Source organism: Pseudomonas sp. 9.2(2024) (genome assembly GCF_039695385.1).
GTDB lineage: Bacteria > Pseudomonadota > Gammaproteobacteria > Pseudomonadales > Pseudomonadaceae > Aquipseudomonas > Aquipseudomonas paraglycinae.
In genome coordinates this window covers 5,122,337-5,148,528 of sequence record NZ_CP155585.1, presented here as the reverse complement: position 1 = coordinate 5,148,528, position 26,192 = coordinate 5,122,337, and the positions used below count along the sequence as shown (strand labels likewise).

General features: G+C 60.1%; 14 protein-coding genes. 7 read left to right on the top strand and 7 right to left on the bottom strand.

The annotated features are described in order from the left end of the window. Window positions 1-170 precede the first annotated feature (170 nt). The 5 genes from ABFB52_RS23115 to ABFB52_RS23095 all read right to left on the bottom strand — a co-directional run bounded on the left by ABFB52_RS23115 (window position 171) and on the right by ABFB52_RS23095 (window position 12,392). Window positions 171-1,499 (bottom strand): sigma-54 dependent transcriptional regulator, encoded by a 1,329-nt coding sequence (locus ABFB52_RS23115; RefSeq protein WP_129973154.1) that lies wholly within the window; start codon window positions 1,497-1,499, stop codon window positions 171-173. Beyond that, window positions 1,499-3,259, bottom strand: a complete 1,761-nt coding sequence (locus tag ABFB52_RS23110) for an ATP-binding protein (protein WP_129973153.1) — start codon at window positions 3,257-3,259, stop codon at window positions 1,499-1,501. The genes ABFB52_RS23115 and ABFB52_RS23110 overlap by 1 nt, the downstream gene beginning before the upstream one ends. A 243-nt stretch (window positions 3,260-3,502) precedes the next feature. Next, complete coding sequence (locus tag ABFB52_RS23105; RefSeq protein WP_129973152.1) at window positions 3,503-6,253, bottom strand: RHS repeat-associated core domain-containing protein; 2,751 nt, start codon at window positions 6,251-6,253, stop codon at window positions 3,503-3,505. Next, window positions 6,250-10,704 carry a SpvB/TcaC N-terminal domain-containing protein gene (locus tag ABFB52_RS23100; protein ID WP_129973151.1) on the bottom strand — a complete coding sequence of 1,485 codons (4,455 nt, stop codon included), beginning with the start codon at window positions 10,702-10,704 and terminating at the stop codon, window positions 6,250-6,252. Before ABFB52_RS23100 ends, ABFB52_RS23105 begins: the two co-directional genes overlap by 4 nt. Window positions 10,705-10,868: 164 nt before the next feature. After that, window positions 10,869-12,392, bottom strand: coding sequence for a fumarate hydratase (locus ABFB52_RS23095; RefSeq protein WP_007960181.1), 1,524 nt, complete (start codon window positions 12,390-12,392; stop codon window positions 10,869-10,871). 311 nt (window positions 12,393-12,703) lie between these two features. Here ABFB52_RS23095 and ABFB52_RS23090 point away from each other — a divergent pair, with 311 nt between their 5' ends. Genes ABFB52_RS23090 through ABFB52_RS23080 form a run of 3 tightly spaced genes read left to right on the top strand, consistent with a single transcriptional unit; the run spans window position 12,704 to window position 15,517 of the window. Continuing rightward, window positions 12,704-13,810 carry a GGDEF domain-containing protein gene (locus ABFB52_RS23090; RefSeq protein ID WP_129973150.1) on the top strand — a complete coding sequence of 369 codons (1,107 nt, stop codon included), beginning with the start codon at window positions 12,704-12,706 and terminating at the stop codon, window positions 13,808-13,810. Next, entirely contained in the window at window positions 13,803-14,738 is a 936-nt protein-coding gene (locus tag ABFB52_RS23085) for an iron-sulfur-binding ferredoxin reductase (RefSeq protein WP_102717246.1), read from the top strand. The genes ABFB52_RS23090 and ABFB52_RS23085 overlap by 8 nt, the downstream gene beginning before the upstream one ends. A 29-nt stretch (window positions 14,739-14,767) precedes the next feature. After that, window positions 14,768-15,517 (top strand): enoyl-CoA hydratase-related protein, encoded by a 750-nt coding sequence (locus ABFB52_RS23080; RefSeq protein ID WP_102687231.1) that lies wholly within the window; start codon window positions 14,768-14,770, stop codon window positions 15,515-15,517. Window positions 15,518-15,725: 208 nt separating this feature from the next. Here the strand turns inward: ABFB52_RS23080 and pyk are convergent, their stop codons facing one another. Further along, entirely contained in the window at window positions 15,726-17,177 is a 1,452-nt protein-coding gene (gene pyk / locus ABFB52_RS23075) for a pyruvate kinase (RefSeq protein ID WP_007951250.1), read from the bottom strand. Between the two features lie 174 nt (window positions 17,178-17,351). Here pyk and ABFB52_RS23070 point away from each other — a divergent pair, with 174 nt between their 5' ends. Beyond that, window positions 17,352-17,738 carry a hypothetical protein gene (locus ABFB52_RS23070; protein ID WP_011335675.1) on the top strand — a complete coding sequence of 129 codons (387 nt, stop codon included), beginning with the start codon at window positions 17,352-17,354 and terminating at the stop codon, window positions 17,736-17,738. 217 nt (window positions 17,739-17,955) lie between these two features. Then, a complete protein-coding gene (locus tag ABFB52_RS23065) occupies window positions 17,956-18,315 on the top strand; it encodes a PilZ domain-containing protein (protein ID WP_129973149.1) in 360 nt (119 codons plus the stop codon). A gap of 46 nt (window positions 18,316-18,361) precedes the next feature. On the opposite strand, the gene ABFB52_RS23060 is transcribed toward ABFB52_RS23065, so the two are convergent. Then, a complete protein-coding gene (locus ABFB52_RS23060) occupies window positions 18,362-18,766 on the bottom strand; it encodes a DUF6124 family protein (RefSeq protein WP_085745230.1) in 405 nt (134 codons plus the stop codon). A 469-nt stretch (window positions 18,767-19,235) separates the two neighbouring features. On the opposite strand from ABFB52_RS23060, the gene ABFB52_RS23055 reads away from it, so the two are divergent. Both ABFB52_RS23055 and ABFB52_RS23050 read left to right on the top strand, forming a co-directional pair. Beyond that, window positions 19,236-22,430, top strand: a complete 3,195-nt coding sequence (locus ABFB52_RS23055; protein WP_129973148.1) for a hypothetical protein — start codon at window positions 19,236-19,238, stop codon at window positions 22,428-22,430. A gap of 135 nt (window positions 22,431-22,565) precedes the next feature. Beyond that, window positions 22,566-26,189, top strand: a complete 3,624-nt coding sequence (locus ABFB52_RS23050; protein WP_165369539.1) for a Tc toxin subunit A — start codon at window positions 22,566-22,568, stop codon at window positions 26,187-26,189. The last annotated feature ends 3 nt before the right edge of the window (window positions 26,190-26,192 follow it).

The window sequence follows — 26,192 nt, the reverse complement described above, 5'->3', positions numbered from 1 at the left end:
GATTTTGCCGATGATCCGGAATGAATGAGCGGATTTCCGCTCATTCAGCGTGATCGTTCCCACGCTCTGCGTGGGAATGCAGCCGGGGACGCTCTGCGTCCCAAAGCGGACGCAGAGCGTCCATTGAGGCATTCCCACGCGGAGCGTGGGAACGATCAATCATCAAACGATCAGTCGGGTACGAACATCTCCCGGGTCAAACCATGCCGCTGCATCTTTTCATTAAACGTACGACGCGGCAGTTTCAGTTCTTCAAGCACGGCTTTCACATCCCCCTTGTGCCGGGTCAAAGCAGCCCGCAAACACTGCGCCTCAAACGCTTCCTGCTGCGCCGCCAGCGACTGCCCCGGATCAATCCCCTGCACCGGTTCATCCAGCCCCAGCACCTGCCGCTCGGCGACGTTCGCCAGCTCCCGCACATTACCCGGCCAGTCATGACTCAGCAGATGACTCAACTGCGCGCCACTGAGCGGCGGGAACGTGCGGCCCAAGCGCTGGGCGGCGCTCTGGGCGAAGGATTCGAACAACAGCGGAATGTCCTCCCGACGATCCCGCAGCGGCGGCAGTCGCAGCTCGGCGACGTTCAGGCGATACGCCAGGTCTTCACGAAAACGCCCGGCCCGCGCTTCATCCAGCAAGTCGGGTTTGGTCGCCGCGACGATCCGCAAGTCCACCCGAATGCTCTGGTTCGACCCCAGCCGCTCCAGCTTCTGCTCTTGCAACACCCGCAGCAGTTTCACCTGCTGAGCCAAGGGCATGCTTTCGATTTCATCGAGAAACAGCGTGCCGCCATCGGCGTATTCCAGCTTGCCGATGCGCTTGCCGGAGGCCCCGGTGAACGCGCCGCTCTCATGCCCGAACAACTCGGCTTCGAACAACTGCTCGGGGATCGCCGCGCAGTTCAGCGCCACGAACGGCTTGTCGGCGCGCGGGCCGAAGTCGTGCAGGCAACGGGCAACCAGTTCCTTGCCGCTGCCGGTCTCGCCACGGATCAGCACGTTGACCGGCAGCGTTGCCAGGTCCAGCACCTGTCGGCGCAAGGTCTGCAAGCCGCGGGATACACCGAGCAACGTCGCATCCAGCCTGGCGCGGTTGTCGGCCTGTTCGTGCAGGGCGCGGTTTTCCAGCACCAAGCGACGCTTGTCCAGCGCCCGGCGCAGGCTGCCGAGCAGGGTCTCGGGGCTGAACGGTTTTTCCAGAAAATCGTAGGCGCCGTCGCGCATCGCTTCGACCGCCATCGGCACATCGCCGTGGCCGGTCAGCAGAATCACCGGCAGGTCGGGATCCCGGCGCTGCACTTCGGCCAGCAGTTCAAGACCGCTGAGCCCGGGCATGCGCACGTCGCTGACAATCACCCCGGCAAAATGCGCGGGCAGCGCCGCCAGGCATTCCTCGGCGCGGCTGAACAGCTGCACCTCGAACCCGGACAGGCTCAGCCACTGTTCGACGGCACTGCGAATACTGCTTTCGTCATCGACCACCATCACCGAGTTGAGCATCAGATGTGCGCCTCCAGATCGATCGGCAAGGTCAGGCTGAACACTGCGCCATTATCGCCATTCTCGGCGCACAGGCGCCCGCCGGATTCATGGACGATGGCAAAGGAAACCGCCAGCCCCAGACCCAGCCCGTCACCCACAGGTTTGGTGGTGAAGAACGGATCGAACACCTGACCCAGATGTTCTTCGGCGATGCCGCCACCGTTGTCGATGACGCTCAGGCACCACAGTTGTTCGTCGGCTTCCAGACGGATTTCCAGTCGCTTGCACGGTTTGCCCTGCATCGCATCGAGGGCGTTGCGCAGCAGGTTGATCAGCACTTGTTCGAGGCGGATCGCATCGCCGCGCACCCACGCCGGACGGGTCAGGTGCAGCACCAGACTGACCTGCTCATCGCGCAGGCGCGCATCGAGCAATTGCAGGGCCTGATCGACCACCGTCGCCAGATCCAGCCGTTCGCGCAAGCCGCTGGGGCTCTTGCGGGCGAAGGTTTTCAGGTGGCCGGTGAGGGCGGCCATGCGCGTGAGCATGTCATCCACCGGTTTGAGCGCCTTATAGGCGTCATCGACCCGGCCATGATCGAGCAGCAGACGCAGGGTCGCCAGTTGCATGCGCTGGGCGGTCAACGGCTGATTGATTTCGTGGGCCAGCGCGGCGGACATCTGCCCCAATGCCGCCAGTTTTGCCGACTGCACCAGACCGTCCTGGGCGGTGCGCAAATCCCGGGTGCGTTCCTCGACCAGTTGCTCAAGCTCTTCGCGGCTACGCTGGCGCATCTTCGCCAGGCGCCAGCGCTGATTGAGGAACAGCAGCAGGAACACCAGCGCCAGCCATACCCCGGCAGCGGCGAGCCCGGCATTGCGCTGATCCTCGAAAGATATTTGCGGGCGCCGCAGCAGATGCAGGGTCCAGCCTTCGGCGCTCAACGGCAGCGATTCCCACAGGTAATCCGCCGTGCCTTGCGGGCCTTCGACGCGGCGCAGATCACTGTTGTCATCGAAGCTGCGCAGCGCCAGATGCGTCAGCGGTACCAGCGACTGTTTGTCGTATTGGCGGGTGGCCTTGATCTCGCGGTAATCGGCCGGGCTCAGCGGGTGCAGCAGGCGATAGCGCCAGCCGGGCTGGTTGGCGATGAAGATGATCCCGCGCGCATCGCTGACCAGCAGGGTGTCATTGCCTTGGCTCCATTCGCGTTCGAGTTCGGGGAATTCGAGCTTGACCACCATCGCCCCGAGGAACTCGCCGTTGTCGCCGAGCACCGCGCTGGACAGGAAGTAACCGGGAATCCCGCTGGTCACGCCAACCGCGTAGAAACGCCCGGTGCCCTGGGTGCGGGTCTGACTGAAATAGGGGCGAAAGCCGTAGTTGTGACCGACGTAACTGCTGGGCAGACGCCAGTTGCTGGCTGCCACCGCAAGGCCTGTGTGGTCGAGCAGTTCCAGCGTCGAGGACTGCGCCGCGCCGTTGATCTTTTCCAGTTTCAGGTTGAGCGCCGCTTGCTGTTCGGCGTCGACCGGGCCGGCCAGCGCCGCACGCAATTGCGGGTCCAGCGCCAGCACGGCGGGCAGGGCGCGATAGCGGTCGATCAGGGTATGCAGCGAGTTGGCGTACAGCGCCAGCTGTTGATTGGCCCGCGCGGCGTCTTCTTCCAGCGCCTGGCGCTCGGCGTGGCGGATCGCAAGCGTTGCAGCAAGGGCGGCACCGGCGATGATCAGCAGTGTATACAACGACAGACGCAGGGTACGGGAAGTCGGCAGCATGCTGGGGCAAACGGATGGCAGGACGGGCGGGCACGATAGCATGTCGCCGGGTGCTGGCATTGTTATCACACTATAAAATCCGTGTGTTCACGGGCTGCCCTCTGTCTGGCCCGGTGGTGTCGAAGCGTGTTTGCCAGACCGCGGAGCATGTCAGTGATTTTCCCCCGATGACCCTGGGTGTCCATCATTGCCACTTGACCAGATTTTCACCTTTGCGTGCCCGGTTTGATCACCTGTCGGTTGTTAGTTGTTCTTCTGTTTGTGCGCGGTCCGCCTGCCATAGGTCTTGAGCATTTGCTTTCTGTCATCGACAACGTACAAGGCTTTTTCAGTGAGTGCGTGCAGATTTTCGAGTCTGACTGATCTGGCTTGTTGAGTGCCGACTCTCCCTTGCGCCAGATCGAGTAGATGATCGACATCCGAGTTGTAGAACTCGTTGACCCCAAGCTCGCTGAAGGCTATTTGGCCGGCATTGGATACTCTGACAACTTTCTCACGCAATGCGTCGAGCGCATTCAGATGCGCGTCGATCTCTTGTGAAAACATGCCTTCTTCGGCCCTGCTTCCCTGTTCTGCCACTTTCGCGAGTTCTATTAATTCTCCGACGCCGTAGAGTTGTGATCCCCCGGTGGCGGAGATGGCATTGACCGAGGCTTCGATGGCGTCCTTTGGCTCAAAAGATCTGATGTGCATGAAAGCATCGAGGGGGCCACTTTCCACACCCCTCGCCTGTTGCGAGATTGATTCAGCCGATATATCGGCTTTGCGGGGTATCAGAGGGTTGGAAACGTCCTGAAAGTTTGAAAAGGCCATATCGACCAGTTCAGCGGAACGATCAGCGGTGAAGTTGCCGATGGTCAGCCCCTTGAGTTCACCCACCATTGATGAATAAGGATCTCCTCCGGCTAATGTTTCCACCGCACTGAAGAGATCGTTTGTGGAGAACCAACTGGCAAGAACCTTCGAGACTTGTACGACAAATTTTGCAGTGGTGACGGTACGGAACCGACTCCGACTCGAAAGGTTGTCAATCTGTCGTTCGAGAACGTCCATTTGCCTGTTGGCTGCACTCAGGAAGTTCATCGAGTAGTCAGCCTGCCTTTTCAGCTCTGCAGGTGTCCTGGTCTGCCCGTTAGTGTCGACGTATGTCATCGGGTTGTTCCCGACAAATGCGTACCGGTTCAGCCCGTCCTCATCCCCGGCCGGGTCGCTGCTGACCCAGCGACACAACCACGGCGCGTAATACCGCGCGCCGTAGTAATAAAGCCCGGTGGCGTCCGCTTCCTCGCCTGAGTAGCGGATGAACTTGTAGTCCGCTTCGATCTGCGAGCGGGCTGCCATCGACGCGGTGCCGCCGAAGGCGTAGTAGCTTTCGCGGCTGATTATCTGCGCCCGTTGATCAATCTCCGTCACGCTCGATCCCAGGTGGTCGGAATGGGAATAACGCACCTGATCAACATCGATGCCCGGCGGCTTTCCGGCTACCCAGTGCAGGCAAGTCACCTCACCGATACCGGTTGCGACAGTGATCCGGTGCAATTCCTCACCGCTGCTTTTGGTGCGGATTTCCAGACTTCCCACGTAATGCACTTCATCCACGTGGCTGACTTTGCTGGTGTGGGTTTCGTGACGTTTGTAGACCCTGGTGCCCTGGCTGTATTGGTACAGCTCCTGATCCGATGGCCCGCTGTCATGTTCGACGAGGGTCAGCGATTGCAGTTGGTTGCGGCTGTTCCAGTCGAGCGGCTGGTCGGCCTGCAGATGCCTGAGATTGCCGGCAGGGTCGAACAGAGCGCCGAAATCAGGGACCGGGTCCCCCGTTTTCCAGCGCACACCGCGATTGCTCGCAGGGTCAATGAACATCTCGCGGGTGTAGGTGTTGCCGTCGCGAACGTGGGTCAATTTCTTCAGGTTGTTGCCATCGTCGTATTCGAAAGACTCGACGTAGTTGAGTCGGTCATTGGGATCGGTGGGTTGCGGCCGCCCGGGGTTGTCTGCGGGCGGGGCGTCGCTGTAACCAGTGGCGTGCTTCAGCCGGTACATCGAGTCATAGACAAATGCACGTTCACCGTCGACCCGCTGGTTGCGGAAAAACGTCGTTTTGTAGGTGGGAGCGACAATCCGGATGACGTTTCCTGCTGCGTCGTACTCATACTCGAAATCCTGAACCGCCGGTTCTGATGCCTTTTGCGCATATTGGCGAAGCAGGCATCCGTCGGCCTGCCGGTAGTGCCAGTGGCTGGTCACGCCGTTGCCGAGCCGTTGCTCGGTGATCTGGCCGGCAGCGTTGTAAGTCGCGCCGTTCAAAATATTCTGGAGGTTTTGTCCACTGAGTTGCAGCTGCACTTGAATAAGCTGCCCGGCGATGTCGTAGGTCGATTGTTGTACATGCCCGCCGGCGTCGGTGATTTGCAGCCGCGCACCGACGGCGCTGAAGCGCTGGCGGCTGGTGCAGATCTTGCCGTCCTTGAAGGTGCGGGTTTCTTCCAGTGACGGGCCGCTCATGGCGAAACTGTTGATTTGTAACGTGCCCGATGGATCGCTTAGCGCCGTCATCTGACCGCGCAGGTTGTGCGTCGGGTCGGCCAGGGCGTCGTCGTAGTTGAAGTTTTCGATGCCGGTTACCCCGTTTTCCGTGACGCTCCGCAGCCGCAGTTGCGGGTCGTAGCCCATCTCCCGGTGATTGTCGTTTGCATCCCAGCTTTGCAGTAGCTCGCTGCCGAGGCCGGGCAGGACAGTGTGTTCTCCGCCGTCGACGTTGTGGGTTCTGACCGCCATGCCATCGAGTCTGTGCACCGTTGTTGTATTGGGTGTGGACAGGCGCGGATCTCGCTGTGCAACCAGGTGGCCGGCCACGTCATATTGCAGTCGGTTGATGAGCGCTCGCACCTCTCCGCCGGCCACCGTGCGCAGATAGTCAACGTGCCTGACAGCCTCGCCACGGGGGCTGATTACCGACATCTTCGGTGTGAGATGGTGCACGCCGGTGTTCATGACTTGACCCGTTTTGCAGGTTTTGCCGGCGTGGTTTTCTTCGCCGGCCCGGCGGGCGCTGGTTCGTGGGTATCGTTGAAGTCGTAACTGAGTTTGAACCACGGATGCAGAAGCTCGAACGCCAGATCGCCCAAGGCATTGAGTGTCCGGACCGGACGCCCCAACGCGTCGTAGAACATTTGGTCGTGATAGCCGTGCTCACGCATGGCGCTGTCATTGATGCAGCGATGGGTGTCGAGGAAATAAGGGCGATAGGTCCGAATCGGTTCGCCCTTGTGGTTGTATTCGATGCGTCCCATGACCCGCCAGCGACGCGCGGCGGGCATTTCAATCGGCTTGCCGTCGGCGCCGGTCTCGAGGCCGTTATCGGACGTGGCCACAAAGGCATCGCCCGGCGGCACTAGCTGTTTGCTTTGCAGTTCCCGGCCGAATCCGTCGACGTAGCGAAGGGTCATCTGAATCTGTTGCAACGGGTCGGTGTGATAGCGGTCGGCAACCAGGTTGAGGCTGTGAACCGGCTGCCTGAGGGCGGTCTGGATGATATTGAGCAGGGTCTGTTCGCTGGCAGTGCGTTTTTTCAGCCTGGTCAACCCGCGCAGGGCCGATGCGCGTATGTGCCCGTCGGGCAGGATCAGGCCGTTGGCGATCCATTGCTTTCTTTTGAGCCGCGCCGTTTTGATTGGGAGCAATGGCATCCAGCTGAACAGATCGGTGCGCACCACGCCGGCAGCGGACGCCAGCACGGTTTTCGGATTGGCGAGGGCAAACTCGACGCTCAGATCAGACTGAGGTGGATAAACGGACAGAGGTTCGAAACCGGCGCGCACGCCCCCTTCGGTTCCATGAGAACTGTGCGCGATGGGATGCCCCCCCGCTTCGTACAGCACTTCGTGAATATTCTCGTTGGGGTCGGTGACACTCCACGGCAGCAGTGTGTGCATGTCGTAGGTCACTGTCGTGACGCAGCCGTCCGGCGGTCTTATGGCAATGGTCAGCAGATGGTCTGCGTCCCGGGTGATGTGGGTTGCGCCATGGCTGGCGGTCGGTTGCACATCGGTGACGTGATAAAAACCGTTGGCATTGTCGTAAGTAAAGAAGCCGCTCCGTGCCGACCACAGGTTTTGCAGCTGATCCTGTGCCGAGTCTTCCGGGAAGAACAGCTTCATCGGGGCGTAGCCGATTTTTGCCAACTCGTCCCGAATGACAATCGGGACGTCGTCGTAGGCCGCCAGTGCTTTTTTGTCGAACACCGCCTGCTCGGTTGGCCCCGCCAATGGCGGATACAGAATCTCGCCGGCCGCCTCCAGATAGGTTTGTTGCGAGAGCGAGGTCAGCTCGCGGGCCGCTGTCCATTGCGCACTGTCTTTGTGTAGGACGACGTTTTCGAAACTGATTGCGTCCGCAGTCAATCCACCCGGCAATGCCCCCTTGGGCAACATCAGCGCATTGCCGCGCTTGCGCAAGGGCAGATTGAGCAGCCAGTGGCCGTCAGTGATCAGGTGCGTGTGCTCGACAAGGGTTTCCGCCAGATAGAAGTGCCGCTGTTGCTCATCGTGACTGTCCACCCAGGCGCGCCGCTGATCCTCTTGATCGAAGGGCGGTTCGTCTGTTTCGGTTCGACGGCGTGCGCAGGCAACCGTCAGGCTATGAGTCAGTTGGCCGTATTCGTTCCACGCCAGATTGACCACGTGCTGACAGTTAGGGTCGTCCATGAAACGTTCGTATTGTTGGCTGCGGCTTTCCAGTTCCAGCACCAGCAGGCTGGATGGGCTTTCGTTGACGACCCGCACCCGATAGCGGGACTCGTTCAGAGAGAACAGGCGCGCAGGGGCAGGGTCGTCTGCCTGGCAGACTTCGATGCGAAGCAGGCGACCCGCCAGGGCATAGGCAATTTCGGGGGCTTCGGCCTTGCGGCGCTTGCGAATGCGCTCTTTGCGAAGTTTTGTGTCGTAGGCTGAAATGACAGTGGGGCACAGTGGCTGTATCTCATCGTCGAGGTCGCCAATATTGTTCAAAACCAGATCGATACTTTTGCCGGTATGAAACCAGTGCGTCATCCGCGTCGGCGCCGTATGGCCGCTCTCGGCCTTGCCCGATTCCAGTTCGCTGTCGATCTGACAGACCCGGCCGAAGCCGCGGAATTCGCGCTCGAGCCCGTCGTAGTGACCCTCGAAATACTCGTGGAACTGCATCAGGTAATTACCGGTAACTTCATCATCCTGACGCAACCATTCGAGCACCATCTGCGGGAACGGCAGATGGCAGACCGGGCGCCTGCGTGCGATCAGCTCCTGGCGTTTTTCATCCAGCCAGAACTGTGCGCTGCTGCGATAACTCAGGGTGGCGCTGTAGCCCATGTTGTTATTGCAGCCGGTAAGCAGGTACGGCCGCTCACTGACAAAGTGATACACCCAGTGCCGCGGTTTCATGTGTGGCACGGTCAGCAGCAGGCTGGCGCAGCCAATGCCTTGCAGATCGGCGAAGGTCACCTGGCAGAGGTTGTCATAGCGCACGCCTCTGGGCCATGGGACGCGTACCGGCGTCGCGGCCAGGCCATTGCCGCCCTGGTTGAGCCAGATTTCGAAATAATCCGAAGACAAGTAAATGAAGGCCGGGGCACCGGAGCCGTCCAGATCGGCGATACGCACCCGGTCGGCATCGAACTCGCCATAGTTGAACGGCAAGTCGCTCAACTTGAAACCTTCTGCGAACCGACCATGGCCGAGGCTGATCCAGCAACGGATTTCATCGTGGCGAATCCGGCATAGCTCCATTCCACTGGCGCCCATGTTGCTGAAGGTCACCAGTGCGCTTTTGTCATCGCTGAACAGCGGCAATCTGTCCGGGGCATGGGGTACATCCTGGCCGGGAGCGAAGCCCTTTTCCCTCAGGTTCGCATACACCCGCACGCTGTTCGGGCCGATGAGGGCCATCGATTCCAGCCCGTCACCGCTAAAGTCGCCCATTCGCGCTGAATAATGGAAAAATTCCACAGGGAACTGGCTGAAAGGTTTGAACAATGACCAGTTTCGATCCGGGTTGAGCGTGTAATAACCGCTGCCACCGAGCTGCGCGACCACCCAGTCCAGACGTCCGTTGCCGGTAAGATCGGTGAGGATCTGCAGCACTGATTTACTGCTGTCGGCATTGGGGATCAATGGCAGCAAAGACCATGGGTCGTAGTTGATCTCGTCCGTCCCGGGTGTGCCGCGCAAGGGTTCGCGGTAGTACCAGGCGTTGTTGTACTGGCAAAGGAAACCGGGCAAACCTTCACCATAGAGATCGACGCAATGATAGGGCTGGCCGTTGTCGAGGCCGGGCATGCGATCAAGTGCAAGGAAGGCTTGGGGCAGTGTGTTGAGCACAAGAGCCTGATTGAAATACTCGATCGGAGGCGTGTGTTTGACCTGGCCGGCGGCGTCATAACTCATGTGATGCGCGGCTTTCAGCTGGTTGTATTGCTGCGGCGTGGTTTCGTGTTCCAGTAACAGGCGATTGACCAGGGCCGGAGCGGGGCCGGTGTGGTTGAACAGCAGAAACTGCCGACACAGGCGCCGGGTGCCGACCTCGAAGCCGAAACGATGCATGCGAAACGGATCGGAGCGCACCGTCCAGGCGTTTTCGTTGGCGGCCGTGTACGGTGGGATGTCGTCATAGCCAGCGACGCGTTCGCCGTAGTCGACGACCAGCCGGAACAGCCAGTCCAGCAGTTCTGGCTGCTCATTACCAAGGCAATACAGATCAGTGCTGGCGCTCTTGTTGCAGTAACAGACCTGACGCAAATAACGTTGGGCCTGGTAATCAAAACGAGCGTCGGCGACTTTGTCATCGGCCTTGTATTCGTAAAAGATGTTTTCTCCCACCGCGTTCCGGGTTTCCACCAGCAACCACGTGGCGATATTGCCTGGGTCTGCCGGGTCGTAGATGCGTGAGCCCGGGTTATTGCCATAGCAATCTTGCGAGCCGTCAGCGCGGAACACGATCCAGAAGGTATTGCCGTCGGCAGAGGTCCAGCGTTCGTAGCGGTCGAACGTACTTTCCAGGCGAGGGATGTAGCGCACCACGGAAAACTTGCGGGCGTTCTTGCCCTTGCCACGGGTGCGCCGGGTTGCCTTGATCTTGCCGCGGGTTGTCAGTTCGGGTCGCAGATCGGTGCCGTCCGCCTGCATGACGTCGTCGGGTGCGTATTTCGGTACGCCCTTGCTGGTCTTGCGGGAGATGACTGGCAGCGGCAAGTCCCAGCCGAGGCCGCACTTGCCGTTACCCGCGTTGCCGTCATAGACCAGTTGCAGGTCAGGATTGAGCGAGCGCGCAGCGATGATCGGCAACGTCAGTGAGTAAGACCGTTGCCCGGTCGCACCGATCTCCCCCCAACTGCGTCCATTGGTGGCAATGGACGCAGTTTTGGCAATGGAGGGCGGGGTGACGAGCGCATCTGCATCAGGAACCATAGCAACGCAACCAGTGAATGCCGAGATTGCACGCTAACAGAGCATTTTTCCTTCGACACCTGTCAGATCTGACAGGTGTCTTTGTCTGCACTTTATGGCAGGCGAAAAAAAAGGCCGGGCGGTCATTGCTGACCGCCCGGCCTTTTCACTGACGGATGAAGCGCTTACTGCACTTCAACCGCCAGGCTTTCGCTGATCTTCTGTTGCCAGATCGCAGGACCGGTGATGTGTACCGATTCACCTTTGCTGTCCACCGCGACGGTGACCGGCATGTCCTTGACCTCGAACTCGTAGATCGCTTCCATGCCCAGCTCGGCGAACGCCAGGACCTTGGACTTCTTGATCGCTTGCGCCACCAGGTAAGCGGCACCGCCGACGGCCATCAGGTACACGGCCTTGTTGTCCTTGATCGCGTCGATGGCGGTCGGGCCACGCTCGGACTTGCCGATCATGCCCAACAGGCCGGTCTGCTCGAGGATCTGACGGGTGAACTTGTCCATCCGCGTGGCGGTGGTCGGGCCAGCCGGGCCAACCACTTCGTCACCGACCGGATCAACCGGGCCGACGTAGTAGATGAAGCGACCTTTGAGGTCCACCGGCAGGGTTTCGCCCTTGTTCAGCATCTCGACCATGCGCTTGTGCGCGGCGTCGCGACCGGTGAGCATCTTGCCGTTGAGCAGGACGGTTTCGCCCGGCTTCCAGCTCTGCACGTCTTCCGGGGTCAGGGTGTCGAGGTTGACGCGACGGGCCGACGGGCCGGCTTCCCAGACGATTTCCGGGTAGGCGTCCAGCGGTGGCGCTTCCAGCGAAGCAGGGCCGGAACCGTCGAGCACGAAGTGCGCGTGACGGGTGGCGGCGCAGTTCGGGATCATGCACACCGGCAAAGAGGCGGCGTGGGTCGGGTAATCCATGATCTTCACGTCGAGCACGGTGGTCAGGCCACCGAGGCCCTGGGCGCCGATGCCCAGCTGGTTGACCTTCTCGAACAGCTCCAGACGCATTTCTTCGATGCGGTTCTGTGGGCCACGGGCTTTGAGCTCGTGAATGTCGATGGATTCCATCAACACTTCTTTCGCCATGACGGCGGCTTTCTCGGCAGTACCGCCGATGCCGATGCCCAGCATGCCCGGTGGGCACCAGCCGGCGCCCATGGTCGGAACGGTCTTGAGTACCCAGTCGACGATCGAGTCGGACGGGTTGAGCATGGCCATTTTCGACTTGTTCTCGGAACCGCCGCCCTTGGCCGCCACGTCCACTTCCACGGTGTTACCCGGAACGATGGAGTAGTGGATGACTGCCGGGGTGTTGTCCTTGGTGTTCTTACGCGCACCGGCCGGGTCGGCCAGGATCGAAGCACGCAGGACGTTTTCCGGCAGGTTGTAGGCGCGGCGCACGCCTTCGTTGATCATGTCGTCCAGGCTCATGGTCGCGCCATCCCAACGCACGTCCATGCCCACACGCACGAACACGGTCACGATGCCGGTGTCCTGGCAGATCGGCCGGTGGCCGGTGGCGCACATGCGCGAGTTGATCAGGATCTGCGCCATCGAGTCACGGGCCGCTGGCGATTCTTCGCGCAGGTAGGCTTCGTGCATCGCCTGGATGAAGTCCACGGGGTGGTAGTAGGAAATGAACTGCAGGGCGTCGGCAACGCTCTGAATCAGGTCGTCTTGCTTGATCACGGTCATGAGTCGCGCTCCTCTAAAAGACGGGAACATTCAATAAGGTGCCTGCGGCTTGGGTGCATCGGTCGGTCGCAGACACCTTTCAAGGCACGCCGGGGCTGCTGGCGCGACGCTAAAAAGGCGCGGCAGTATACCGCGCCTCGGTGGCGGGCACATCTGCCGGGAGTCATTCGTTGGTCGCATGGCTGCAGGTTTTTGACGCCAAATACCCGGCCCGAAAATCAATGGTCATTTATCGACTGGGCCACTAAAGTGGCAGCCGGTCTGTAGAGTAGGACACTCGGTCAGCCTCTTATCGCACGGTGAGTCAACGATTGACCCATAACGCCATTCAACGTCTTTTGCTCAAACGCTTCGCCCTCGCTGCAGCCACCTATGGATTGGCTTTGCTGCTGCTGTGGCTGGCGTATTTCACTGGTCATTACAATGACTCACTGGCCGGCGTCGCCGTCGGCAGCGCACTGGTGGTAATCAGTCAGGCGACCCTGTTTGCCCTATTCTTTTCTGGCTGCAACCTGCGTTTTTCCGACCCGAGCCTGACGGAAGCACAAGTGCTGCTTGGCCTCTGCTGGCAGACGTGGCTGATTGCACATCTGGAGGAGGCTCGGGGCGAGTTTCTGGTCTTTTATGTGCTGATCCTGCTGTTCGGCCTGTTCCATCTTTCACAACGGGCGTTCGTGCGCTGCGCGATGCTGGTGTTCTTCAGCTTCTGCGCCATCACGCTGTGGGACGGTTATCACATGCGTCTTCACGATCCGGCGCTGTCCGCGTTGCAGGCGTGCATTCTGCTGATCGTGCTGGCGTGGCTGGTGATTTACGCGCGTTTCGTCCAGACGTCGCGCCAACGCATGCGCCAGCGGCGGTTCGCCTTGCAGGCGCATCAGGACACCCTGCGCGGGATGATGCGCCAGCTCGAAGACCTGGTGGCCACCGACGAATTGACCGGGCTGTTCAATCGCCGGCATTTCCTGCGCCTGGCCACCCGCGAGCTGAATGCGATGGAGGCCGACGTGGTGCATGGCCTGGCGCTGATCGACCTCGACCACTTCAAGCGCATCAACGATATTCACGGCCATGCCGCCGGCGATCAGGTGCTGCAAGCCTTCGCCGGGGTGGCCGGGGCCTGTCTGCGCGACGGCGATGTGCTGGCGCGTTATGGTGGTGAAGAATTCGTGGTGCTGCTGCCCGATTGCAACGCCGAGCGCCTGACCGCCTGTTGCGAACGGCTGCGCATCGCCTTCACCGACGTCGAACTGGTGGGCCTGAACGTGAAAAACCTGAGCCTGTCCGCCGGCATGACCCTGCTGGAACTGGGCGATGATCTGGACGATGCCTTGCAGCGTGCCGATCAGGCGCTGTACCGGGCCAAGCGTGACGGGCGCAACCGTTGCGCAGCCGCGTGGGAGAACGTCGATGCCTGAACTGCGGGTCGGTGAACGACAGTGGTCGGTGGCAGCGGGCAGCAACCTGCTCGATGCCCTCCTTCAGAACGGTGTGGCGGTGCCTTATAGCTGCCGCGCCGGCAGTTGTCATGCGTGTCTGGTGCAATGCGTGCAGGGCTTGCCCGCCGACAGTCGCCCCGATGCCTTGAGCGCCGAGCAGCGTGATCAGGGCTGGCGGCTGGCTTGTCAGTGCCAGGTGATCGAAGACTTGCAGGTGCATACTTTCGACCCCGTCACCGATGGTCGCTCGGCCACGGTCGAAGCGCTGGACTGGCTCGGCGACAGCGTGCTGCGATTGCGCCTGACACCCCAGCGGCCGTTGCGCTACAGCGCCGGCCAGCATCTGGTGCTATGGGCCGGCCACATTGCGCGGCCTTATTCGCTGGCAAGCCTGCCGGAAGAAGACCGCTTTCTCGAGTTCCACCTCGATTGCCGCCAGCCCGGCGAATTCAGCGATGCCGCGCGCCGCCTACAGATCGGCGACCCGATCCGCCTCGGCGAACTGCGCGGCGGTGCGTTGCATTACGACCCGGACTGGCATGACCGGCCGCTGTGGCTGCTCGCCGCCGGCACCGGGCTCGGCCCGTTGTTCGGTGTGTTGCGCGAAGCCTTGCGTCACGATCATCGGGGCGCCATCCGCGTCATTCATCTGGCCCATGATGCCGACGGGCATTACCTGGCCAAACCCCTTGAAGCACTGGCCGCGCAGCGGGAAAACCTCAGCGTCGAAGGGTGGACGGCGGCCGAGTTGCCGGGCGCTTTGGCGCAACTGCGCCTTGTCTCCCGACAAACCCTGGCCTTAGTCTGCGGCTCGACTGCCAGTGTCGACGCGTTTGCCAAGCGTCTGTTCCTGGCCGGACTGCCGCGCAATCAACTGCTGGCCGATGTCTTCCTGAGCCGTGGTTGAGCGCTGAATTCTCAGACGCGAGACCTGCCATGCCCGAAGCCATCCTGCTGCACCGCGAACGCGGTTTGCTGACCCTGCGCCTCAACCGTCCCGACAAGAAAAACGCCCTGACCCGCGCCATGTACAGCCAGTTGGCCGATGCGCTCAAACAGGCGAATCACGACCCCGAAATCAACGCCGTGCTGATCACCGGCAGCGCTGAGTGTTTCACCGCCGGCAACGACATCGCCGACTTCATCCAGCAACCGCCGAGCGACCTCGACAGCCCGGTGTTTCACTTCATGCTCGAACTGCTCGAATGCCGCAAACCGGTAATTGCCGCCGTGGCCGGGGCGGCGGTGGGGATTGGCACGACGCTGTTGCTGCATTGCGATCTGGTGTACGTGGCGCGGGATGCGCGGTTGCGCATGCCGTTCGTCAACCTCGGTTTGTGCCCGGAGTTCGGTTCCAGCCTGATCCTGCCGCGCTTGCTCGGGCAGGCCAAGGCATCGGAGCTGTTGTTGCTGGGTGAAGGCTTCACCGGTGAGCAGGCGGCGCAATGGGGCATCGCAACCGAGGCGCTGGGCAGTGGCGAAGCCGCGTTGGCCAAGGCGCGGGAGATGGCGCTGCGGTTTGACGAGCTGCCGGCCGAGGCGGTGCGCATCAGCAAGCAACTGATGCGCGCGCCGGATCGCGAGTTGATCCGCAAGGTGATCGAGGAGGAGGGCGCGCTGTTCACCCAGCGGCTGCGCTCGCCGGAGGCGTTGGCGGCGTTGACCGGGTTCATCAAACGCCATTGAGATATCCGCCGACCGCCGCCGCACTCCGTGCACCGATCGTTCCCACGCTCTGCGTGGGAATGCAGCCGGGACGCTCCGCGTCCCATGCCGAAGCGGACGCGGAGCGTCCATTGAGGCATTCCCACACGGAGCGTGGGAACGATCAATCTGAAATGAAAAAGCCCCGCCATTCACATGGCGGGGCTTTTCGTTTTCAGCAACCGGTCACTCAGACCTGCGGGTCGCCCACGTGCAGGATCTTCATGCCGTTGGTGCCGCCGGTGGTGTGGTAGCTGTCGCCCTTGGTCAGGATGACCCAGTCGCCTTTCTCGACCACGCCGCGCTTGACCAGCTCGTCGATGGCTTTCTGGCTGACTTCGTTCGGGGCCAGCGAAGCCGGGTCGAACGGTACGGTGTACACGCCACGGAACATCGCCGCGCGGGCCTGGGCTTCGCGGTGCGGGGTGAAGCAGTAGATCGGCACCGACGAACGGATACGCGACATGATCAGCGGGGTGTAGCCGCTTTCGGTCAGCGCGATGATCGCCTTGACGCCCGGGAAGTGGTTGGCGGTGTACATGGTCGCCAGCGCGATGCTCTCGTCGCAGCGCTCGAATTCCTTGCCGATGCGGTGGCTGGAGGTCTTGCTGGTCGGGTGCTTTTCAGCGCCGACGCAGATGCGCGCCATCGCCTGCACGGCTTCCAGCGGATAAGCGCCGGCAGCGGATTCGGCAGACAGCATCACGGCGTCGGTGTAGTCGAGCACGGCGTTGGCCACGTCGGACACTTCGGCGCGGGTCGGCATCGGGTTCTGGATCATCGACTCCATCATCTGGGTCGCCACGATCACCGCTTTGTTGTGGCGGCGTGCGTGCAGAATGATTTTCTTCTGGATGCCCACCAGTTCGGCGTCGCCGATTTCCACACCCAGGTCGCCACGGGCAACCATCACGGCGTCGGAAGCCTTGATCAGGCCGTCGAGGGTTTCGTCGTCGGCCACGGCTTCGGCGCGTTCGATCTTCGCCACCAGCCAGGCGGTGCCGCCGGCTTCGTCGCGCAGTTGACGGGCGTAGTTCATGTCGGCGGCGTCACGCGGGAAGGACACGGCGAGGTAGTCGACTTCCATTTCAGCGGCGAGCTTGATGTCGGCCTTGTCTTTTTCAGTCAGGGCCGGAGCGGTCAGGCCGCCACCGCGACGGTTGATGCCTTTGTGGTCGGACAGCGGGCCGCCGATGGTCACGACGCAGTTCAGCTCGGTCGCGGTGGCGGTTTCAACGCGCATGACCACGCGGCCGTCGTCGAGCAGCAGCTCGTCGCCCACGCCGCAGTCCTTGACCAGGTCCGGGTAGTCGATGCCGACAACCTGCTGGTTGCCTTCGGTCAGCGGATGGCTGGTGGAGAAGGTGAACTGGTCACCGATCTTCAGCTCGATGCGCTTGTTGGCGAATTTGGCGATACGGATTTTCGGGCCTTGCAGGTCACCCAGCAGGGCGACGAAGCGGCCATGCTTGGCAGCGAGGTCACGCACCAGCTTCGCGCGAGCCTTGTGCTCGTCGGGGGTGCCGTGGGAGAAGTTCAGACGGGCGACGTCCAGGCCAGCCAGAATCAGCTGTTCGAGAACTTCCGGCGAGTTACTGGCCGGGCCAAGGGTAGCGACGATTTTGGTACGACGGACGGACATGCAAAGACTCCTCAAGTTCAAGCGCCAGCGAAGGCTACTATGCTCTTGGGGTGTAGTCATTGTTCGTTTGCACTACTTAATACTTTCTTTATTGAACACGGCAACTTTGGGACAAACGCGCCTGAAGATTTCCGACCAGGGGTCGATACAGAGCACAAGACAGGAGAACCCCCCATGCGATTCGTGCCCATTGCCGCCCTTGCCCTCAGCGTCCTCGCCGCGTCGGGCTGCACCCGTTGGTCGATGAACCATCATTTGAACAACGCCTACAGCGCCTACGACCGGGGCAACTGCGAGCAAGTGATGCTCGAACTGTCCAAGGTCGAACGCGCCAGCCGTGCCCGCCCTTACGTGTGGCCGGAAGTGTCGATGATGCGCGGCCAGTGCCTCGAGCGGCAGAAAATGTTCGTCGATGCGGCGCAGACCTATCAGTTCATCATCGCCTCGTACCCCAACAGCGAATACGCCTACCGCGCCCGCGCGCGTCTGGAAACCCTGCAGAGCCTGGGTCACTACCCGACTCGCAGCGCTGCCGCCGTGGTACGTCCAACCCGGTTCTGATGGCGGTTGTCATACAAAAGCTGGCTGCTTGTATAGGGTGAGCTATAGTCGAATGAAACCGCTGCAGATCGAATTCTGTACCGGCGCAACACCTGCGACTGGCATGAGATGCACGTGGCGAGCGCCACACCGGGAGCGGGGAGAGCGGGTCTGACGCACAGGCCCGTTCCGAAGCGAGAGTGCGGCTCCGTCAGGGGCCTTGCATGGCGAATTGCGTATGTTTACCGACCGTCGAATCGAACGGCATCAGTTGCCATATTTTCTGCGAGTGTTCAACAGCGTCACCGATAAACCTATCGGCTTTCTGGGCAATGTGTCCGAAGACGGTTTGATGCTCATCAGCCAGTTGCCGATGATGATCGGTGCCGAATTCAACCTGCGCCTGAAAATCCCTTTGGGCGAGGGTTGTCAGCAGGTCATCGACCTGACGGCGTGCTGTCTGTGGTGCCACGAAGACGCGACCCCCCAGCATTACGACGCCGGCTTCAGCCTGTACCGGACACCGCCCGAGTATGGGCAACTGGTCGAGGCGTTGAAGCAGTATTTCAGTTTTCAGCCGTTGCCGGCTTCGGCCTGAAAACATAAAAGGGCCACAACCTGCCGAAGGTTGTGGCCCTTTTTTCTTATGCGGTTATCGCAATCGCCCGCTCGTTATCCAGTGTCTTCTCCACCAGCAACAGCCCCAACTCACTCAACTGATAGATCGCCATCGCCAGATGCCGCGGCTTGTCGTCCAGGCTGTCGGCCAGGTCGAGCAGCAGGATGCTGACTGACGAAAAGGTTTCGTAGGTCTGGATGGCGATGGCTTCGGGGTTGATCTCGGGATCGACCTTGAACATCTGCATGCCGCGATCCACGGAATTGCGCGGTTTTTCGGGCGAGGGATTGAGGTAGAAATCCAGAGCCCGGTGAGCGGCGTCGTGGAGTTTCTTTGAATCGACGGAGGCGTAGGGGGAGACCGGATCGGGTTGATCGGACGGTTCTGTTGGGTCGGTGTCCAGTGGTGGATTTGGAGTTGCTTTGAACATAAACGTAAATCCTCTAGTGGGCCTGCCACCACCTCGCGACTAAACGAGGGGTGGCGGCTGAACGCAGGTTAGTCGACCGGGAGGAATTACGAAAAACCGGCGCGCCCGAGGGCGCCCTGCGTACAGCCACCATCGAGTGCGGGGATAGGGAGTACCCGACTTGATGACGCTTATACACCTTTCGTAATACCTGCCCGAGCGACTAAACCCGGCCGCTGATTGGCAGCGACACGATCAAGTTACGGGGCAACGCCAAGGCGCACAAGCCGGCGGATTCTGAGTGATTTGTAGGCAATGGCACAAGCCGTCGTAGCCCGTTGTTACGACTTGCAGGACGCTGCCGAACCGGGCTGTGGGAAGAGTTACCGTTTGTCGGGACTGTCAGATTTTACAGGTGTCGGCCATAACCGAATTGGCATTAATGAGAACGGTCAGCTCGTGTCCTATACATCCCGTCGAGGAGCAGGTTATGGAAGATCATGAAGAAGGCACCATTGAAAATGATGTTCCAGACACGAGCATTTCGACGTTGCCATCATTCATCCAGTCAGATGAAGTTTTGGAGGAACGACAAGAGATCAGAGCGTACAAAACCGTTGCAGGCACTGCCTATTGGTGCAGTTTGGAATTTTTCAGTGAATTTACTGCGGACGGTAGTCAATTCAAGTGCAGAACATCACGTTATAACGCCAAGGCTAATGGAGGGACAAAGGGCAACTTATATGTCAGAGCCAGCAGTCAGAACACATGGGATTTCACCTGGAATGATATAGGTAACCAAAACGGCCAGTGGAATACGCTGGAAGCTACCGGGTGGATTAATTCACCGAGCGGGAGCGCCACTGTTTACTTCAAATACATTTATGACAGATCTGGTGCCAGTGACGTAGAAATGGATGTGGACATCGTCCTCACCTTCAAGCCCGCCACGCCCGTCATTACAAGCCCCTCAGGGAATGTGGCAACGACTCCATTCACGGTTACCGGCACGCGAGGCATTCCTAACGCTGGAACTATCACCCTGCATAATGCCAATGGCGGTGCTCAACTCGCTACTGCGGTTATTGCGACCGATGGAGGGTGGACTGCCTCTGTCGCCTTTCCCCCCGGCCTTGAGACGCTGACTTTCTACGCCAAACAGACTATCCGGAATTCTGTTTCAGACGAGTCCAACCGTGTCACTGTGAATCTGGTGGTGGCTGCTGTCACCATTGACTCTCCAAAATCCGGTGACTCGCTGCGAGAGCGTCAACCGGTGATCAATGGCAAGGGCCATTCGGGAGCGACAATCAAGGTCTACGAGGCTGATAGTGGGGTGATTCTCTATGGATCTGGAACGGCCCAAGGCGGACAGTGGAGCATACGGCTGACCACACCGCTCCCCATCGGGCGGTTCACTTTTCATGTAAGCCAGGACTATGCCGGGGAAACGACATGGTCCGACAAGGTGCCTGTTTTCGTTTTGCCCGGATTGCCTGTCATTACCCAACCCGCCGCCCAATCAGAACAGAACCGTTCATTCACGGTCAGCGGCACGGGGGGCGAGGTCGGGGCCATCATGAGGATCCATCTCGATCTGAATGATGCGGTGGTTGGCACTCTTCAATCGGTAGCAGGGAATGACTGGAGTGTACCGGTCGTTATCCCGGCCAGTATCGCTCCCGGCGAAGTCCGCCTTACTGCCCAGCAGACTTTGGGAGTGCCTTCCGATCGAAGCGATTATCGGCCATTTAAAATAAAACCCCCGCAACCGAGCAAACTGACGGTACAGGTCGATGCCCAAGGCAAGGTGACCCTCGGAGGTGTCGGACATATCAGTGCGACGTTCTATCTCCACGTCGTGAACAACGGGACGCCTCTCCACTCCTTTACCGTGACAACGTCTCCCTGGTCGGTGTTCTTTCCCGATTGGTTGCCGGGTACTTCGCTGATCGGTGGCCGACAAAGTGTGCCCGACGGTGTAGGGCAGCCGATCTATTCGGACTGGATATCGGAGGGCACCACGGTCGTGGTGCCTGTTCCTCGTCCAACATTGAGTGTGCGCGTCAGCCCGGACGGCATTCCTACGTTTTCCGGTACGGGCAGGAACTGGTCCGGTCAACCGGCCTCCAGAATCGAGGTCCGACTGGAGGGCGCCAGCTCCGCGATCGTGCCGATCGTCGACGTTCCCGAAGATACGACCTGGATCAGCACGGCAACAGCACGCTGGTCTCCTGGTACGTATCAGGTTACGGCCATTCAGTGGTTCACAACGCTGCAATCAGAAAGGGTTCAACCGCCTGTTTCGGTGGTCATCTCCGCCCCCCCTGCCGTTATCGAAAAAGTGACCCCGAACGGCTTGTTTGCAACGGTTGCTGGCCAATGCTGGCCGGGAGCGGTGCTGACGATCAAGTTCAGCGACGATACTACCCCCTATCCGGTTACGGATACGGACAAGAACGGGCAATGGGACTTACAGCGCCCCACGGCGTTTCGCCCCGGCAGGCACACGGTCACGGTCACGCAGACTTTCGGCGGGCAAACCTCTAATCCGGTGTCCATGTCCTTCGATATAGCGGTGAGCGTACCGGTGATCACCCCACCACCCGGTGGGCAAACGGATCATTTGCCGGTATTGCACGGCACCGGCGGGATCGACGGCTTCACGATTAGCGTTTTCGATTTCGTGACCCTCGACCGGTTGGGAGAGACGCTCGCAACAGGGAATGCCTGGTCGGTACAGCTCACGGAACTCGACTACCTGACCCAAACCGTTTTCGCCATACAGGTGCTGGGTGACTTGCAATCGCTGCCCAGCACTTCGGTCGCTTTCAAAGTGGTTTTGTATGCGCCAAGGATCGACTTTCCAACAACAAGAACATCGGTCCCCCGTACATTCACGGTCGAAGGTTATGCCAGAGCAGGGAAAGGATTCGTCCGGACTGAGGTCGATGTGTATCTCGACGGCGTTCCCTTTCGTATTTATCCGCATTTTGGCGATGGATATTTCAAACAGAATTTCACACGGCCAGTGGGGCCATGCGTACTGAAAGCCAGGCAGTATTTCAAGGATCAGGAGTCGCCACTTAGCGAGGATGTGCAGGTCACGATCGTTCCCGACAAGGCATACATTGAAACGCCAGGTAGTGGTGAGGCTGTCGGACGTACTGCGGTGATCTGCGGGTTCGGATACGCAAGAGATACCGTCGTGGTTGCTTTGCCGGGTGGTGCGGAGCTGGGGCAGGCCAAGGTCCAGGAAAACGGGACATGGTTTTGCCGGATCGAAATCCCAGGGACCGGCACCGACCTTTCACTCGTCACCGAGCAGCGCAAGGGGGAGTTCCACTCCGGTTGGTCCGAGGCAAGACCCCTGCAGCGCCTTGCGCCCCCACCCTCATTCAACGAACCGTCGGAGGGCAAGTGGGAGGGAGCAACGCCCAGATTCGCAGGCGGTGCTCTGGCGGGTCCGAAGGTTGATGTGGTCGCCTGGTATGACTCCGAGGATAAACATGCCAAGTCTCTTGTGACCAACGGCGGACGTTGGGCCGGAATATCGGAGCGAAATCTGCCTGCTGGCCCGCAATGGGCCTGTGCCGTACAGGTCGTGGGTGGAAAACATTCCATGCCAGCGGACAGCAAGCGATTCGATGTCGCGCCGCCTGACGAACCGCCAAGTCAGGCTTAATCCGACCAAAGGTCAAGTCTACTGTCAGTTCTGACAGTAGACGCCACCCGCTCGATGACGCCAAATCCTTTGCAGGCACCATGCGAAAGGCGCCGTTCCTTTACTGGAACTCGTTTCAGACCCAGGAGCATCCACATGTACCGCTCTCCCGCTCAGATCGCTCAGAAGATGTTCACTCAAGCGGTCGGTAAACCCAAGCGCTCGTCCACGACGGCTCTGACACGTTTTTTCAAGGCGGGGGGATCGGTTGCCGTACTGGCGCAGAAAGGCGTCGACGGGTTGATGCACGATTTTGGCCTGAACCGGCAGCAGGCCGGGGAGTTCCAGCAGCGCCTCAATGTGCTGTCGACCGTGGTATTGCGGCAGTTCATCGAACACCAGTTGACTGCCAGAGATGCCAGAGCTGTTGCGCGTTCGGGGCTCAATAACGGTCCGACTTACGCCTTGTTGTTCAAGCCGAACTTCGACGCGTTATGCCCGCCTGATGCGATCGAAGCCATTCACTCGCCTGCGGCGTATCTGACAGCCCTGTTGCATTGGGCATTGCATCGGCTGGGGGAAACCGATGGCAAGGACCTTCCGCTGGTTGGCCGGCGTACGGATCTCGAAAAACTGCTGATCGATGTCAAGGCCGTCCATGGTGCAGTGCCGTCGGTGGAAGTGATCAGCCACATCATGGAGCACTTCATCACCGCCACGCAGGGGCCCATTCAAAACCTCGATGAGGCGTTGAACCAGAAGGCCTTTCCTCGGGAACTGCCCTTTCACTGGCCTTGGGTTACGCTCGATCATGTACTGAAGGGACATGGCGAATCGGTGGGCAGCGTGGTGCGTCTGTGCGATTTGCAGTATCCGTGCTTTCTTCGTTCGGCACCGTGGAGCGACAAGTCGGATGACGCCCTCGTTCAAGCTTCACGGTTGAGTCCATCACAGCGGACAATCCTGACCGAGGCGAGTCATTTTCCAGACGGGGGCGACGAGTTCTACCAGAAATACCTCGGTCTCAAGGGAATTTCGATTGGTAATCTGAGGCTCGTCCACGTTTTCAATGAAAGAACGAAGCTGGATACGCCGGCGCTTGAGGCATTGCTTTCGATTGAAGGTTTCACTCCCTTCCTGTCCGAAAATGCGCCGGGTGTCGTCACGGGCCCTGTTACAGGCAAGGACCATGGGTCTGTCTTTGTTCATGAGGCAAAGACCCCGTCCATTACCATTGTCAAAACGGACTCGGGCCTTCTCAATCGTTTCGAGAATATGGGGAGGCCCGACGAGCCCGACGAGCCCGACCATTCCGAGCGGGTTGATCGTGCCAATCGTATATTGCGACTGACTGACTGGTTGCGGTTGGCCAGTGACGAAACCGATCGACTGATCGTTGCGGCAATGCTCGCTGAAGTGCCCCCGCCGACCCCCTCTCGCTACTGGATCACAAGCAATACTCTGCGAGCTATCGGGCTGTTCCAGGCACTGCGGGAGGTCTTTGGATGCACCGCAGAAGACTTCGCCGCCTTTATCGGGCCGCTTTGCGTTTTCGGGCGCGGCACGGAGCGTGCCCAATACGATCGAGTTTTCAACAGTGGTGCCACCGGTTCTCGTCCTTTGGTACTTGATGACCGATCCTTCCCGGTGATTCCCGTGACCGCTGCCGACCTGATTACGGTCAAGCAATTGTGCGCAGGCCTGGGTATTGATCTGGAAACCTATTTTTACCTCGCCAACCTGATTGCCGCCGCTCACGGCCTGGCTGAACTCAAGTGCAGCTTGCCGATCGTGTCCGGTTTTTATCGCATGGTCAGGCTGCCCCGGTTACTGGGGATTACTCCGATCGAGGCGGTCCTGTTGTTGAATCTGACGGGAGGTCAGGTCTGGGTGAACGCACTGGCCGGCGTGCCGCAGATCAACAACCAACAATCAGCGGGTAAGCCGGACGTACTGAGTGTGATGCATGCCTTGATGGATGGCGTGCAATGGGCCCGGACCGCGCAGTTGCCGGTGCACTGGGTGGTGCAACAAGCAACAGCCTGGCCACCGAGCCGGCCCGATGAAAGACAACTCTCGTTGTTTGATCAATGGCGTCGGCAGGTCCCGGTGGCTCGGGTGACGGAAGATGTACTGAAAATGGCCGGTATCGAGCCCTTGTCGAACAATCGCCAGTGGCTGCGGGCGTTGAGGACGTTGGTTGACGAACAGGGACTGATTCGTGATTTTGTTGAGTCAGCGGATCAGACCTACGAAGCCCACGCCCGGGAAATGACGGAGCGGGCCGTGTTGTTGGAGACGGGGAGCCTCGATACAGGTCTGGTGGCGCTGATTCTGGCGGTGGTGCTGCGTTGCCGCGCCAGTCAGAACAGTATGGTTCAGGAGGGGTTGGCTGCTTATAGCGGTCTGAAGCCGGATCTGGTTCTGCAGGTGCTTGGCTGGTCCGGCGCAAATGTGCATTTCGTATTGGCTCAGGTGCTCGGATTGCCGGAAGCCTCCAAGGACAGCGCTACTGTGCTGCGGCGGGAAGACCCGTCGAGCGATCCTGTTCTGCAGGTGTTGGCCGAGTTCTCGAGACGCAGCGCCGTGGTCGCGAGGCTGGAACTCAGCGGTGAATTTCTCACTCACTTCATCGCGACCGGGTATCGCGAATGGTTCGGTCTGCACTCGGTCGACGCATTCGACCTTTCAGCGTTGTATTACCTGACAGTCTACAAACGTGCCCTGGGCATGAGTGATCAGCCGGAAACGAGGCTGGTTGACTATCTGCGCCGCGTTAACGCGCTGCCGGCCAACCTGAGCAATCACGGGCTTGAGCTGGTCCAGGAGCGAGCCGCGAAGTGGCTCGCCGAGCTGTTCAACTGGAGCGTGGATGAGGTGCGCATCTGCGCTGCCCATGTGAATCCGTCGAAAGGCCTGGTCGTGACCCTGCAACAGCTCGATGTGCTGACACGCATTCGCTTGTTTGCCCAAAAGACCGGTCAGAGTGCCAGGACACTCCTCGAGCTCGGGAAGCTGCCACCGGACAGCGAATATGCCGACTATGAGTACGTCGCAGACCTTGTCAGAGCCAGCCTGACGACCACGACCGAACCGAATTACGCTGACGACGTCATGGCCGTGGGGCTGGACGTGATCGTGCACTGGACGACGGTGCCCGACCCCGTCAGGTTGATCGCTAACAAACCGGACGAATTTGCCGAATTTACCGTAACGGTAAAGAACCGCGAAGGCCAGGCGCGATTGAACGTCAATGTTCATTGCGCCACCACGCTGGGCCGGTTTGAAACTCCAATGATCACCACCGACGTCAACGGCACGGCGACGGTGAAGTTTTTCCCGGACAGCCGGATGGGCAGCGTCACTCCCGTTTTCAGGCTGGATCTGGGTGAGGAGACGGCCGCACCGAGGATCGAAATCGGGCCGGATATGGCCACACTCCATTTGAGAGCCCAAAACCCTTTCCCCGTGCCCGACAGCACCGTGCTGATCGGAACGCCGGTGACCTACCGCGCCATTGTCCTGGACGACTACGACAACCCCATCGCAGGCGCCTCGGTGACCTGGAAACTCGATCCGCTGCCTCAGGGTGAGATCGAGACTGTCACTGATCAACAGGGGCGTACCGAGGTGACATTCACCGGTACCGAGCGGGTCAACGTCAAGGTTACAGCGACAGCCCAAAACTCGACGTCCGTTAAATTCCGGGAAGTGTGGTTTGTCGAAAACCTTCTTCATCGCCGGCGAGTACCGGCGCCCCGCAAGCAACGCAAACAGTGACAG

Excerpts from the sequence above, each read along its gene's own strand:
- ABFB52_RS23115 (WP_129973154.1), bottom strand. The coding sequence starts at position 1,499 with ATGCTCAACTCGGTGATGGTGGTCGATGACGAAAGCAGTATTCGCAGT.
- ABFB52_RS23110 (WP_129973153.1), bottom strand. The coding sequence starts at position 3,259 with ATGCTGCCGACTTCCCGTACCCTGCGTCTGTCGTTGTATACACTGCTG.
- ABFB52_RS23105 (WP_129973152.1), bottom strand. The coding sequence starts at position 6,253 with ATGAACACCGGCGTGCACCATCTCACACCGAAGATGTCGGTAATCAGC.
- ABFB52_RS23100 (WP_129973151.1), bottom strand. The coding sequence starts at position 10,704 with ATGGTTCCTGATGCAGATGCGCTCGTCACCCCGCCCTCCATTGCCAAA.
- ABFB52_RS23095 (WP_007960181.1), bottom strand. The coding sequence starts at position 12,392 with ATGACCGTGATCAAGCAAGACGACCTGATTCAGAGCGTTGCCGACGCC.
- ABFB52_RS23085 (WP_102717246.1), top strand. The coding sequence starts at position 13,803 with ATGCCTGAACTGCGGGTCGGTGAACGACAGTGGTCGGTGGCAGCGGGC.
- ABFB52_RS23080 (WP_102687231.1), top strand. The coding sequence starts at position 14,768 with ATGCCCGAAGCCATCCTGCTGCACCGCGAACGCGGTTTGCTGACCCTG.
- pyk (WP_007951250.1), bottom strand. The coding sequence starts at position 17,177 with ATGTCCGTCCGTCGTACCAAAATCGTCGCTACCCTTGGCCCGGCCAGT.
- ABFB52_RS23070 (WP_011335675.1), top strand. The coding sequence starts at position 17,352 with ATGCGATTCGTGCCCATTGCCGCCCTTGCCCTCAGCGTCCTCGCCGCG.
- ABFB52_RS23065 (WP_129973149.1), top strand. The coding sequence starts at position 17,956 with ATGTTTACCGACCGTCGAATCGAACGGCATCAGTTGCCATATTTTCTG.
- ABFB52_RS23060 (WP_085745230.1), bottom strand. The coding sequence starts at position 18,766 with ATGTTCAAAGCAACTCCAAATCCACCACTGGACACCGACCCAACAGAA.
- ABFB52_RS23055 (WP_129973148.1), top strand. The coding sequence starts at position 19,236 with ATGGAAGATCATGAAGAAGGCACCATTGAAAATGATGTTCCAGACACG.
- ABFB52_RS23050 (WP_165369539.1), top strand. The coding sequence starts at position 22,566 with ATGTACCGCTCTCCCGCTCAGATCGCTCAGAAGATGTTCACTCAAGCG.